5 protein-coding genes are annotated in these 14,233 nt (G+C 63.5%); all 5 read right to left on the bottom strand.

Annotated elements, in window-relative coordinates:
* Positions 1-264 precede the first annotated feature (264 nt).
* Positions 265-2,370 (bottom strand): M13 family metallopeptidase, encoded by a 2,106-nt coding sequence (locus AC3WTC_RS15130; protein WP_080148338.1) that lies wholly within the window; start codon positions 2,368-2,370, stop codon positions 265-267.
* A 189-nt stretch (positions 2,371-2,559) separates the two neighbouring features.
* The gene (locus AC3WTC_RS15135) at positions 2,560-5,490 is read right to left on the bottom strand and encodes a TonB-dependent receptor domain-containing protein (protein WP_425513052.1); all 2,931 of its coding nucleotides are present in this window, start codon (positions 5,488-5,490) and stop codon (positions 2,560-2,562) included.
* Positions 5,491-6,013: 523 nt separating this feature from the next.
* Positions 6,014-8,899 (bottom strand): TonB-dependent receptor domain-containing protein, encoded by a 2,886-nt coding sequence (locus AC3WTC_RS15140; protein WP_025876105.1) that lies wholly within the window; start codon positions 8,897-8,899, stop codon positions 6,014-6,016.
* Positions 8,900-9,081: 182 nt separating this feature from the next.
* Positions 9,082-11,103: an alpha/beta hydrolase family protein gene (locus AC3WTC_RS15145; RefSeq protein ID WP_492711799.1), complete on the bottom strand. Its 2,022-nt coding sequence runs from the start codon at positions 11,101-11,103 to the stop codon at positions 9,082-9,084.
* A 190-nt stretch (positions 11,104-11,293) separates the two neighbouring features.
* Positions 11,294-14,098, bottom strand: coding sequence for a TonB-dependent receptor domain-containing protein (locus AC3WTC_RS15150; protein WP_025876109.1), 2,805 nt, complete (start codon positions 14,096-14,098; stop codon positions 11,294-11,296).
* Positions 14,099-14,233 lie beyond the last annotated feature (135 nt).

Raw genomic sequence — 14,233 nt, forward strand, 5'->3', positions numbered from 1 at the left:
GGATTGAGGGCGGGCGAACTATAGCAAGCCGCGCATGGGCACGGGATGCACGCATCACGGTGGTTCCGCCGGGCATGGCCCGGCGCTACCGGGTGGGTGGCATGGGCAGGGGATGCACGCATCACGGTGCATCCACCGGGCATGGCCCGGCGCTACCGGGCGGGTGGGATGGCCACGCCATGCGTGGCTGCGGCCACCGCGCGGAAAAACAAAGGCCCGGGAAATCCCGGGCCTCTGCAGGCAAGCCGTGGCCTCAGCCGTGGCTTACCAGATCACCACCTGCGAGTCGCCGGTGCGCGACATCGGCGTACCCGGCTTGCACTGGAAGGCGGCAGTGAAGGTCGGCAGGTTCGACGGCGCACCGACGGCGCGGAACTGCGCCGGCGCGTGCGGGTCGGTTGCCAGGCGGACCTTGGCGTTCTCCGGGGTGTACTTGGTGCGCCACACGGTGGCCCAGTTGAAGAAGAAGCGCTGATCGCGGGTGAAGCCATCGATCTTCGCGTCTTCCTTGCCGGCCGACGCCTTCTGCAATGCGTCGTAGGCGGTGGCCAGGCCACCCAGGTCGGCGATGTTCTCGCCCAGGGTCAGATGGCCGTTCACGGCCTGGCCGTCGACCTTGTACTGGTCGAACTGCTTGACCAGCTTGCCGGTCAGGCCAGCGAAATTCTTCGAGTCGGCTTCGGTCCACCAGTTCTCGAAGTTGCCGGTCGGCCCGAAGCGGCTGCCCTGGTCGTCGTAACCGTGGGTCATTTCGTGGCCGATGACCGCACCGATACCGCCGTAGTTCAGCGCGTCGTCGGCCTTCGGGTCGAAGAACGGCGGCTGCAGGATGGCGGCCGGGAACACGATCTCGTTCTGCAGCGGGTTGTAGTAGGCGTTGACCGTCTGCGGGGTCATGCCCCACTCGGTCTTGTCCACCGGCTTGCCGATCTTGGCCAGGTTGTACTGGTAGTTGAACGCGGTGGCCGCGCGCACGTTGCCCAGGTAGCTGTCACGGTTGGTCTGCAGGCCCGACCAGTCACGCCACTTGTCCGGGTAACCGATCTTCGGAGTGAAGGTTTCCCACTTGGCGATGGCCTTGGCCTTGGTCTCTTCGCTCATCCAGGACAGGCCCTGGATGCGTTCCTTCAGCGAAGCGGCCAGGTTCTTCACCAGCTCTTCCATCTTCGCCTTGGCTTCCGGCGAGAAGGCGACCTTCACGTACAGCTGGCCGAAGGCTTCGCCGGCATCGCTCTCGATGGTGCCCAGCACACGCTTCCAGCGCGGCTTCTGTTCCTTCTGGCCATTGAGGGTCTTGCCGTAGAACTCGTAGTTTTCCTGCACGAACGCATCAGCCAGGTACGGCGAGGCGCCGTCCACGGTGTGGAAGCGCAGGTAGGCACGCCACACCGACGGATCGGTATCGCCCAGCGCCTTGCTCACTTCCTGGTGGAAGGCCGGGATGGCCAGCGAGAACTTCTCCGGCGCGGCCACGTTCTGCGACTTGAAGAACTCGGTCCAGCTGAAGTTCGGGGTCAGCGCATCGGCCTCGGCCAGGCTGACCGGGTGGTAGTACAGCGAGACATCGCGCGACAGCTCGACGCTGGACTTGGATGCCTTGGCCAGGCGGGTCTCGAACTTGACGACTTCTTCAGCCTGCTTTGCGGCATCGGCAGCGGCCACGCCGGACAGCTCCAGCACCTTGGCCACGTGGGCCTGGTAAGCCTTCAGCTTGTCGGCCTTGGACGCATCGGTATAGAAGGTCTTGTCCGGCAGGCCCAGGCCGCCCTGGCTGGCGTAGGCCATGTTCACGGCCGAGTTCTTGAAGTCGGCTTCGGCGCCGAAGCCGAACAGCACGTTCTCGCCCTTGGCAGCGCTGGTGCGCAGGTAGTTGGCGATGGCGGCCTTGTCCTGCAGGCCGTCGATCGCGGCCAGGTCGGCCTTCAGCGGCTCGATGCCCTGGGCGTTGACCTTGGCTTCGTCCATGCCGGTGGCCCACAGGTCGCCGACGATCTTCTCGATGCCGGCCGGGTTCTTGACCTGCGCGACCTGCTCGGCCAGCTGGTGCTGCACGGCCACCGAACGCTCGTCGAGGATGGTGAAGGCGCCCCAGCTGGTGCGGTCGCCCGGAATCTCGTTGGCGGCCAGCCACTTGCCGTTGACGTAGTCGCCGAAGGCGGTGCAGGCGTCAAGGTTGCTGTCCAGATCGCTGGCCTGGAAGGCGTTGTAGGCCGGCAGCTTGCTCTCGTCGAGCTTGTAGGTGGTGGCGGCGTCGGCCGCGGCCGGCGTGGAGGCGGTGGCATCCTTTGCCGGGGTTTCGTTCTTGCCGCAGCCGACCAGCGCGGCCGAAACGGCCAGGGTCAGCAGCACGATCTTGGGAGTACGGGTCACTTGAATGGCCTCCAGGCCGAGTGAGTCAGGGAAGGGCCGGGGGAACGGCCGTGGGCCGAACGATACGCCGCCGGCCCACACTGCAAGGGTGTCGAAGGTCATGGCCAGGCGCAAGGGGGCCTTGCCGGCACCGGAAAAGACAGACCCGGCAAAAGCCGGGTCTGTCGGGGTACTGCCTGTTTTGCTGGATCAGAACTTGTAGGTAGCGCCCATATACATGTAACGGCCGATGTTGTCGTACATCGCCGAACCGACGTCGGAGCCGAAGTAGTTCACCGGCGGATCCTTGTCGAAGGCGTTGTCCACGCCCAGGTAGACGTCGATCTTGTCGCCCGGGAAGCGGTAGCCGAACTGGAAGTTGTGGTAGACGTACGAACCGTTGCGGATCGGGCTGCTCTGGCCCGGGTTGGCCTGGTAGCTCTTGGGCTGCACGCGCAGGTTGCTGCTCACGTAGTTCAGGTCCCACGACGCGCGCCACTGACCCAGCGAGTACTTGGTCTGCAGCGAACCGCGCCAGCGCGGGTCGGTCACCCAGGTGACGTTCTCGTCGTACTCGTTCGGGAAGTCCTGGAAGGCCCATTCACGCGACTGCAGCAGGCGGGTACCGACCAGGCGGATCACCGTGTCGCCCTCGGCGAGCTTGAAGCGGTAGTCCATTTCCAGATCGACGCCGACGCGACGCGAGCGCGCCAGGTTTTCGTTCAGTGCAACCCAACGGCTGATCGAGTGTTCCGGGAAGGTGCGGCCGCCCGCATCGGTCTTGCCACCGACCGGTGCGCGCTCGATGAAGCCGCAGAAGCTGTTGTTGATGCCTCCCGGAGAATCCACGCAGCGGGTGGCATTGGTCTGCGCGGTCACTGCGCCGATTGCATCCTTCAGGCTGATCCACCAGTAATCCACCGACATGCCGAAGCCCTGCAGGAAATCAGGCTGCCAGACCAGGCCATAGGTGAAGCTGCGCGCGCGCTCCGGCTTCAGGTTCGGGTTGCCGCCGCTGACACCCGGGCGGGTTGCGGTGTAGGTATCGACCCAACCCACCGGCACGCCCAGCGCCGAGCAGTTGGCCTGGCGCAGGGCCGGATCCGCTGCCGTATTGGGGCGATTGGAATTGGTGGCCAGGTAGTTGCAGGGATCGTTGACGGTGGCGAAGTTCTCGCTCTGCGGGTTGTACAGTTCGCCGATGCTCGGCGCACGCACCGCCTGCGACAGGGTGCCGCGGGCACGCAGGGACGGAATGATGGTCCAGTCCAGGCCGACCTTCCAGGTGGTGGTCTTGCCGATGCTGCTGTAGTCGGACCAGCGACCGGCAGCGTCCATGGTCAGGTTGTAGATGCCCGGGATGTCGGCCAGCAACGGCACGGTGGCTTCGACGAACGCTTCGCGCACGTCGTACTTGCCCATCCGGTTGGGGATCGCGTTGAGGAAGGTCAGGCCCTGCGCTGCCAGCGGATCAGTGATTTCGCGGCTCTTCTCGCGGCGGTATTCCACGCCACCGGCCACGCCGACGTCACCTGCCGGCAGGCTGAACAGCGAGGCGTTGGCCAGCGAGGCGCTGAACACCGACTGCTGCAGGCGCGAATAGTTGAACGAATCGACGTTCATCCAGTCGCGTGCCGCCTGGGTCACCGCGCCATTGCCGAACACCGAGAACGGCACGCAGCCTTCGCGGGCGAACTGCGAGTACACGCGGTTGCCGTTGTTGGGGTTGGTGGCGTTCGGGTTCAGCGTGGTGCGGCAGACGATCTGGCCGGTGGACGGATCGACCACGGTGTCCAGGCCAGCCTGCCAACGCTCGTTGATGCGGTTGTTGAGGTTCCAGCGCTTGACTTCGCTCTGGCCCCAGTTGCCGTACACGTCGTAGGTCCAGTTCTCGGTCAGGTTGCCTTCCACGCCGAGCACGAAGCGCTGGGTGTTGCGCTCCACGTGCTCGCCGCGCTGGCCGGCATCGACGTTGAAGCGGCTCAGGGTCAACTGGCTGGCGCCGTTGGCGGCCATCAGCGCGCGCAGCTGCGGCGAAACGTAGGCATTGTCACGCTGGATGCGCAGGGTCTGGTCGAACGACGGCTGGGCCAGGAAGTCCGAGACGGTCTCGGTGTACTTGCCTTCGAAGTACAGGCGGTGGTTGTCGGTCAGGTCGAAGTTGACGACCGCATTGACGCTCTTGCGGTCGAAGCCGGGCTGCAGATCGGCGACCGAATTGAGGTCGGCGAAGTCGCAGTTGACGCAGCTGGTGGTGCTCGGCATCACCCCGTCATAGCGCTGCGGGCGGTAGGTGCCATCCGGATTGAACTGGTAGCGGTTACCCCAGGTCGCCTTGTTGGTGGGCGAGAACGCACCCAGCGTGAAGGTGCCGCCGAAGGAGATCGAGTGGTTGCCACCCGGACCGCTGAGCACGGTCTGCGGATTGCTTTCGTTGGAGGGCTTGGTCGGGTCGTAGTTGGGGTTCGGCACCGACACCAGGAATTCATTGCCGATCGCGCGGTCGCTGCGGACGAAGCGGTCCTGCTTGCTGTATTCCAGTGCGATCGCGGCGTTGCCGCGGCCGTTGGCGAAATCGGTGCCGGCCGAGGCACTGATGAAGGAGCGGTTGAAGCCGCCTTCACTGGCCATGCCGGTCTGGCCACGCACTTCGGCGCCATCGAACGACTTCTTCATGATGAAGTTGACGACACCGGCCACGGCATCGGCACCGTACACAGCCGAGGCGCCACCGGTGATGACTTCAACGCGCTCGATCCACTCGACCGGAATCGTGTTGACGTCGACTGCCGAGGAGCCGGAGGTCGCGCCGACATGGCGGCGACCATTGACCAGCACCAGCGTACGCGAGGTGCCCATGCCGCGCAGATCCATCAGGCCCACGCCGGCGGTACCGATGAAGCGGGTGGAATTGCCCAGCGTATAGGTCGGGCTCAGCGCCGGCATGCGCGCCATCAGGTCGCCGATGTTGTTGGCGCCGGTGGCACGGATTTCTTCGGCCGTGATGGCGGTGACCGGCGAGGGGGTCACGAAGCCGGTACGCGCGATGCGCGAGCCGGTCACGCTGACGCGGTCCAGGTCGATCGGGTTGTTGCCGGAGCTGGCTTCCTGGGCCAGGGCCGGGGCTGCGGCAGCCATCATCAGGCCGGCGAGCAGGGCGTTGGTCAGCGGGTGGCGACCAGGCGTGCGGTGGTGCGTCATGTGGTGAATCCCCCTAGTGGATGAAGATCGTCCGCATCCCTGCGGTTGTTACGGTCATGTTCATGGTTTGTCCTGACCTTGATCGAACCTAACACGCACTTAACGGGAAATGCATGGTTTCGTCACACTTTGTCACTCGGAATGTCAACGGCGTACATGAAATTGCAACAAATACAGATGCTTAGTCTCATTTGTGATGTGCCGAATCTGGCGGCACGGGCAATATATGAATGGCCTGTTAAGTCGTACTTTGCGCAAAAAGGTGTCTCGCCAGGACATCGCTTGCCTCCTGCGTGGCGACGGGGGAGTGGTGGGCGGTGAGCGCATTCAGGAGCCATTTGTGTGCCGCGGGGCGTGCTGTCAGCGCTGGCGGTGATCGGCGGTCACGGTGCGCCGCCCGCTTGCCGCAGGCAAAAGAAAAGGGCGGCCGGAGCCGCCCTTTTCATGTGCTGCAATGCTGCGATCAGAACTTGTAGGACACGCGCGCGAAGAACGTGCGGCCGTACCAGTCGTACTGGGATGCGTACAACGGCGTGTTGCCATAACGGGTGCCGGCGGTGTTGGAGATCAGGTCCGGCTCCTTGTCGAACAGGTTGCGCACGCCGACCATGATGTTCCAGTCATCCATGTCGTAGCCGACAGAGACACTGTGGCGGAACTGCCAGCCGGCCTTGATGTCGCGGGTCGCGTTCTGGTAGCCGGAATAGGTGAAGTTCCGGTCCAGGTCCTTGTTCTGGGTGCTGCTGACGTACGTGCCCTGCCAGTTGAACGTCCAGTCACCCCGTTCCAGGCTGACGCTGGCCAGGCCGACGGTCTTCGGCCGGCCGATGTAGCCGACCTGGTCGGAGGTGGTGATACCACTGTCAGAAGCCGAGTCGAACAGCTGGTACGTATCTTCGATGGTGTAGGTGACCTGCGCTTCAGCGGAAATCTTGCCGAAGGAGAAGTCGTTGTCGTAGTTGACCTGGAGGTCGTAGCCGCGGGTGCGCTCGCGGTTGATATTCACGTATTTGTTGTAGATCGTGGTGATGTTGTTCGGCGCCGACGCGTTGGTCGGGCTGTTGCGCACAATCTGGTCACAGAATGCGTTGGGGAACACCGCCGAGCCGTAGCAGCCGAACACGATGTCGTACTCGTCGAGCTGAGTGATTTCACCGCGCACGTCATAGTCGAAGTAATCCAGCGCCACGTTGAGGTTGGCGAAGGTCGGGCTCCAGACCAGGCCAAGGGTCTTGGCCTTGGACGTTTCCGGCTGCAGGTTGTTCTTGCCGCCGCCACCGGAATAGATGGTGGCGCTACTGCCGCCGCCGCCGGTATAGGTGTCCGGAATGCCGGCCGCTCCGCAGTTGGCACGGATGAAGGTGTTGTTGCTGTCGCCCCACTGGATGCAGGGGTCGATCTGGGTCTGCGGCAGGAAGCCAGTCTGATCGCCCAGGTACAGCTCGTACAGGCCCGGCGCACGGAACGAGGTACCCATGGTGCCGCGCACGCGCAGTGACGGGATGATCTGCCAGTTCACGCCGGTCTTCCAGACGTGATCCGAGCCCGGCACCGAGTCGTATTCGAACACGCGGCCGGACAGGTTGACCGACAACGATTCAATGCCCGGGATGCCCTTCAGCAGCGGTACGTCGACTTCGGCGAACGCTTCCTTGACCTTGTCGGTGCCACGGGTCGGGCCGGCAGAGGTGGAATTCCAGGAGCGGTCCGCGAGTGCGAAATCCGACGGCGTGTCATCGATCTTGTACCTGCGGAACTCGACACCGAATGCCGAGGCGACATCGCCGGCGGGCAGGGTGAACAGGTTGCCGCTGAAGATCGCGTTGGCACTGGTCTGATCGTAAGTGGTCTTGCCGGTGTGGTACTGGCCCACGGCGGCAATCAGCTCATTCATGCGGGTGCCGTTGAGGAAGCCCGGATCGAAGTAGTTCACCGGCATGTCGTCGTCGGTATAGACGAGGTCGCCGGCGCGGTCGACATCGATCGACAGCGCGCCGTACTTGCCGGTGGAGCGGCTGAAGCCAGCGTTGACTTCCCAGGTCCAGCTGTCGGTCGACTTGAACTGGCCATCGAACTTGGTGGTGCCGTAGAAGTAGTCGACCGTGATCTTCTGGTCACTCGGGAACGGCATGATGACCTGGAAGTAGTCATCGGCCGCCTCGCTGTAGACCGTTGGGTAGAACTGGCGCCAACTGTGCGCCTTGGTCTCACGGCGGTTGTACAGGAACTGCGTCTTCCAGTTGAAACTGTCGAAGCTGAAGTCAGTGGCGGCGTACAGCGAGGCACGCTCACGCTGATTGATCACTTCCTGGTCGTGGTAGAACGGGAAGTTCAGAACATCCTGGTAGTACGCGGTGCCGCCGTTGGCGTAGGTCGGAGTCGGGCGCGGGCGCGGACGATAGCCCGGGAACGGGCCCACCGTGCTGCCATCGGGCGAGGGCACGTAGCGGATTGCCGGGTTGTTGTAGTTGATGATGGTATTGGCGTACAGGTTGCCGGTGCTGCAGCCTGCCAGGTTGCTGCCGGCCAGGATCGAGCGATCCTCACGGTCGATCCGCTTGCCGTCAGTGCCCCAGACCATGTCTTCGGCGCAGCGGAAGTAATCGCGATCACCCACGGTCAGTGCGTTCAGACGGTCCCACTGCGCAGCCGCCACGACACTGCCCTTGTCGAAGTTCCAGCCGTTGGCGATCGAGGCAGAGAACTGCTCGCCGCCACCATGCTGCGGCACGCTCATGGAGTAGGTCATCTCCGGACGGTCGATGCTCTTCTTGGTGATCAGGTTGACCACGCCGGCAAGCGCATCGGAGCCGTAGATGGAGGAGGAGCCGTCCTTGACGATTTCCAGCCGCTGCAGGATGGCCTGCGGAATGACGTTCAGATCGAACGCGGCGACCTGGCCACGGGTACCGGCCGGGCCGGGACGCTGGCCGTCGAGCAGGATCAGCGTGCGGTTCGCGCCCAGACCACGCAGCGAGACCGTCTGCACACCGGTGCCGCCTTCGACGACGAAGCCGCCGAACTGGTTGTTCATCTGCGTGGAGCCTGCAGCGATCGAAGACGTCTGCAGGAAGTCGGCGGTATCGAACTGACCGGCAGAGATCGCCTTGTCGATCGAGATGACCTGCACCGGCGACGTGGTCTCGTACTCCGGACGCTTGATCAGCGAACCGGTGACGACGACGGTGTCAAGTTCGGTGGCGCGCTTGGATGCGGGGGTGGTACTTGACGAAGCAGCTTCCTGCTGTGGTGTTTCCTGGGCAAAGGCAGGAGCGACATGTAGACAGGCCAGAACCGCCAAGGTCAGCGGGACGCGGCTCGGCTTGGAGAGGCGAATGACGTTGCGCATTTCGGTAATTTCCCTATTTGTTACGCTTCGGTTAACGGAGTGTATGTTTGCCGTAAAGTAAATGCAAGATGAACGAAGCGTGCCTGTAATGCTTTGATGTTTAAGGGAAATTCATCGTGTGGATGCGAAACGCCCCCGCTGGCGGATGCCAGGCGGGGGCGCTCAGCGACACGATCTAGGGGTCAGAGGCCGCCCGGGCCGCAATCCTTCTTCAGGAAGCCTTCGATGAGGCCCAGCGTTTCCCGCTGCTGGCGTGGGTACCACGGCATGCTGTGCTGCTGGTCGGCAATCAGGTGGTACTGCGCAGGCACCTTGTCCTTCACCGCTTCGTAGAAGCCCTGGGCGTGGAAGGAGGGTGTACGCACATCGCGGTCACCCACGAACAGCATCACCGGAATGTTGGCGCTGGCGGTGTTGCGCATCGGATCCATGCCCTTGACCGTCTGCCCTTGCAGGATGCGCTGCAGGCGGTTGTCGCTCCAGCTGGTGCCCAAGCGTGCGAGATCGGTGACCGGAGCGCCGGCAATCGCGCACTGATACGGGCTGCCTGGGCGAACGGTGGCTGCGGCAGCAGCGAAGCCGCCGTAGGAGTAGCCGAAGATCGCGATGCGGTCCTTCGCAGCGAAACCCTGCGACACCAGCCACGCCGCACCGTCATCATTGTCGTCGGACATCTTCTGGCCCCATTCGCGGTCGCCGGCAATCCACAGGTCCCGGCCCAGGCCAGAGGAGCCACGGTACTGCGGGCGAAGCACGGCATATCCGCGAGACGTCAGCAGCGCGACCCAGCCGGAGGCATCCCATTGCACGTAGTCACGCGCCCAAGGGCCGCCGTGTGGATGGACAATGGCCGGCGCCGCGGCATCGCCTTCCTTCCAGCCCGCAGGGAGATCCAGGATGGCAGGAATGACCCGTCCGTCGCGTGCCTTGTAGTTCACCCAGCGTTGTTCGCCCACCGTGCCCTTGCTGATCCACGGACGCTCGCTGCCCAGGCTCACCACCTTTTTCCGATCCAGCAGCAGGAAATGGGAGGGCGGTGCATCCGGACCGGTAGCGCGGAACAGGATCCTCGAGAAATCATCGTTGTAGCGGCTGATCTCGATCTGCCTTCCCGGTGCAGCTTGCTTCAGCGTGTCCTGGATCGATTTCAGCGTCGGGTCGACGTAGACCGTCTGTTGCGAAGGGCCATCGATGGTGAATCCGACCACTTGATTGAAGGTGCTCGGCTGGGTGCTGAAGACAAGGCTTGCGATGGAGAAGTTCGGATTGGCCAGCACCGGTTCGGGATCGAACTTCTGCGCCTTGGCGTCGTACAGATGTGCCTGCACCTTGTCCGAGAAGAGGTCGGTCAGGACGTAGTACTTGCCGGTGGCATCGTCCACACCAGCCAACTCGACCGTATGCCGGTTGGACAGGCGTGTCAGCAGCGGCTTCTGCAGTACGAACTGCCCGGAGCTCGGATCAAGGATCTGAATCTGCTGGTCGTAATCGCCGCTGACCGGTTCGATCTGGCTCTTGGCGAGCACCTTGCCGCTGCGCGGGTCGAACAACGCAGGCTGGGCGCGGGTGCCGCCGCGGAACAGCAGTTCGGTTTCCTTGGTCTTGAGGTTGTACAGGTAGTAATTGGCGGTCAGCGTTATCTCGCTGAGCTGGCGGATGATGACCCGGTCCGGATCCAGCGGCAGCATGTTGACCAGCGATGCGCTGCCACCCAGTTCCAGGCAGCGCTGGGTCTGTTCGCTCACGCCCAGCTTGCGCGTGTTGTCGGTGAATGCTTCGTTGAAGGTCTTCTGGCTCTGGTCGGTCAGGTAGGTCTTGACCACGAATGTCTTGGTCGCACCCGATACGCTGCCCTCGCCGCACCCCCCAAGCTGCCCGGTCCACTCCTGGCGGCCGACCGCCAGGATCTGGTCGGACTTGAGAGCGCCCACGGCAATGAACTTCATCCGGTCGCCCGAGGGCGTAACCACCTTCGGGGCGCCTCCCATTGCGTCGGTATCCCAGCTGGCCAGCGCAGTTTCTTCCGGGTTGCCCGGAGAGGGGATCAACGCGACCAGATGCTTGCCGTCCGGACTCATCGAGACCGACTGCAACGCTGGCATGCGTGCCAGGTCTTCGATCGGGATGGGAGCGGCGTGTGCCGTGGCGCCGGCCAGGGCCATGGAGAGGGCACCGCACAGGGTGCGAGCGGAAATCACGTGCATGTCTTGTCCTTTTGCTGCGCGTTGATCGGCTGAAGCTGACTGGATTGTGAACAAGGTCGAAAGGTAGCAGATCGATGACCTTCCTTGGCAGTGCCAGCGCCGCTCCCCCTCCCTTGCCGCACCGGTGCCACCCAAAGCAGAAGACCCCGCCGGAGCGGGGTCTTCTGCTGTACGGGAACGCGCTGACGGATCAGTTGTTGCCGAACTCGTACTTGGCCTGCACGTAGATGGCACGGCCATAAGCGTTGTACAGGTAGTTGTTGTACGGCTGGCCGCTGGTGCCGGCGAAGCTGTACCGCTGGTTGTCAGGCATCTTGTTGAACACGTTGTTGACCATCAGCGACAGGGTCAGGTTGTCCATCGCCCGATAGTTCACGCTCAGGTTGTAGGTGGTGTACGAACCCCACTTGCCGGCCTTGTAGCCGGAGCTGTGGACGTAGTCGTAGCCATTGCCCAGGTAGGCCATGTAGTTCGGCGTCTTGCCGATGTAGTTGGCATACAGGGTGGTGGTCCACTTGTCCTTGGCCCAGCCGATCGAACCGTCGGCGCGCACCTTGGCGTACGAGTCGTACACCCACATCGCATACGGGTCGCGCAGCAGGTCCAGGTACTCATCGCCCGGCTGCGGTTGCAGTTCGCGCTTGAGCATGTCGGTGTAGTTGCCGGAGAACTGCAGCGAACCGAAGCGGCCGATGTCCTGTACGTACTTGAAGCTGGCCGTCAGCGCCTGCAGGTTCTGGCTGGCTACGTTCATCTTCGGCGTATAGATCTCATCGAGTACGCCGGAGGCGTCGCGGGTGATCCAGTCGCTGACGTTCTGGCAGCTGGCCGAGGTGTTGTTGGTCTGGCCGTTGCGGCAGTAATACTCGGCCAGCAGCAACTGGTCGGAACTGAGGGTGTTGACCTCGTTCTTGATCTTCCAGTTGTAGTAGTCCACCGACACCGACAGGTTGTTGATGGGCGCCCACACGATGCCGGCGTTCCAGACATCGGCGGTGATCGGCTCCAGGTCCGGGTTGCCGGATTGGGTGCCGAACACCGACACGCTGTCATACGGGCAGCCGGTGGTGTTGGCCGGGTCGTAGCCCAGCTGGCCGCAACGGTAGTAGTCGGTGGAGCCGTTGGCGTAGTAGCCGCTGACACCCTGGAAGGCATCGGACAGGGTGGGCGCGCGGAACGCGGTGCCGTACTTGCCACGGAACAGCAGGCTGTCGATCGGCCGGAATTCCAGGCCGACGCTGTAGGTCGCCTTGTCGATGGTGTTGCCACCGATCTTGAAGGCGTCGTAGCGGCCGGAGCCGGTCACCGTCAGTGATTCCAGCAACGGCATGCGCAGTTCGCTGGTCACCGCGTAGCTGCTGCGATGGCCGGCGCCGGAAACCGCAGTGGTACCCCACACGCTGCCATCCACCAGGCGGGTATCGGGCGTGTAATCCCAGCCTTCGCTGCCGCCTTCAACCACCACAGCGAAGCCGGCGTCGCCGCCGGGCAGCTTGAACAGCGAACCATTGGTGACCTGCGCACGCAGCAGGTTCTGCCAGGTGCGGCTCTGGCTGTAGGTGTAGCCGGTGAAGCTCTGGAAATCACCGCTCGGCAATGGCGAGTAGAACGCTTCCCAGTCCGGGCTGTAGATGTTGTACCCGGTGCTGGTGGTGCCCAGCACCGGCCCCAGCACGCGCTGCTCGAAGTAGTCGTTGATCGGATCGTTCCAGCGCACGAAGTTGCGCTCGGTCAACTTGTATTCGCCGCGGGTGAAGCTGGCACTGTAATCCCAGCTACCGGCCGTGCCGCGGCCGCCGAGCGTGACCTGGTAAGCCTTGTTGCGATCGGTGTTCATGATGTCGCGATAGCCGCCGGCGCCGATGTCCTCCGGCGCGAACACGCGCTGCAGGTTCATGTACTGGCCGCTGTCCTGATCGTAGAAGCGGCCCCAGCCGGAGGAGGTGCCCCACCAGGTGTAGTTCGAGCCTGTGGCGTACTTCACTTCTTCCAGGCTGTAGAGCGCGTCGCCGAACAACTGGAAGTTGTCGTTCACATCGAAGGTCATCGAGCTGTAGATCTGCCCGCTTTCCTTGCCGTTCTTGATGGTCTTGTAGCCGGTGCCATAGACCGAACCGCAGGCCTGGCCGGTCGGCCGGGTGCCGAGCACGGTGGTGCCGTCGAACTGGCCCGCCACGTTGGCGCACAGGTTCGGGTCCATCATGGCGTAGCGGTTGCTGTTGGCCGGCAGCAGCACCAGGAAGTCGTTGGAGACGTACTGGGGGCTGTAGCCGTCGGGATTGTTGACCTTGGTCAGGTCACGCTGATAGCCCCAGATCGGGCTGGTCTTTTCGTACTGCACGTTGACCAGCGCATGGAATCGATCGTCGACACCGTTGAAGCCGCGCGCCGCACTGACGCGTACGCTGTTGCCGCCGCCTTCGGAGTAGGCACCGCCACGGACGTTGAGCACACCGCCATCCATGCGCTCCTTGAGGATGATGTTGACCACGCCGGCGATCGCATCCGAACCGTACAGCGAAGACTGGCCGCCGGGCAGGATCTCGATGCGCTCGACGATGTCGATCGGAATGCCGCTGATGTTGTTGAAACTGTCGCTGCCGTTGTACAGCGCCGGATACGAGAGCATCGGGCGGCCGTTGATCAGGTACTTGGTGTAGCCGGGGCTGAGCCCGAACATGCCGGCGGCCTCGGCACCCTGGGTGAACGAAGCGGAGGTCTGCCCGCCCTGCAGGCCGCCGGTCGACAGCGAGGACTGCTGCAGGACGTCGGCGACGCTGGTGAAGCCGCGGGTCTGGATGTCCTCGGCGGTGACGGTCAGGACCGGCGTGTGGTTCTCGATCTGCGTCTGCGGGATCAGTGAACCGGTGACGGTGACGCGGTCAAGCTGGGTCGGGCCGGTGTCCTGCGCGTGGGCTGCGCCGGAGGCGAGCAGGGTGCCGATCAGGGCAAGGGTCAGGGGGTGACGCGAAGGCGTGGAGCGATGGCGAGACATGATGGATCCCCGTAATGAGCGATGTCGTCTGGCTGATGTCCTCCCTGACATCTTCATGATGTGTTCAGTTGCAATCCATTCAGCCGGACCGTAACACGACGTTCACGTTGTCAAAACGGTCCCGTCACACGGATG

The sequence above is a fragment of the Stenotrophomonas sp. FW305-C-20-S1 genome, from assembly GCF_058783335.1.

Bases quoted from the DNA above. Each gene is read 5' to 3' on its own strand.
- AC3WTC_RS15145 (WP_492711799.1), bottom strand. From the start codon at position 11,103: ATGCACGTGATTTCCGCTCGCACCCTGTGCGGTGCCCTCTCCATGGCC.
- AC3WTC_RS15150 (WP_025876109.1), bottom strand. From the start codon at position 14,098: ATGTCTCGCCATCGCTCCACGCCTTCGCGTCACCCCCTGACCCTTGCC.
- AC3WTC_RS15135 (WP_425513052.1), bottom strand. From the start codon at position 5,490: ATGATGGCTGCCGCAGCCCCGGCCCTGGCCCAGGAAGCCAGCTCCGGC.
- AC3WTC_RS15140 (WP_025876105.1), bottom strand. From the start codon at position 8,899: ATGCGCAACGTCATTCGCCTCTCCAAGCCGAGCCGCGTCCCGCTGACC.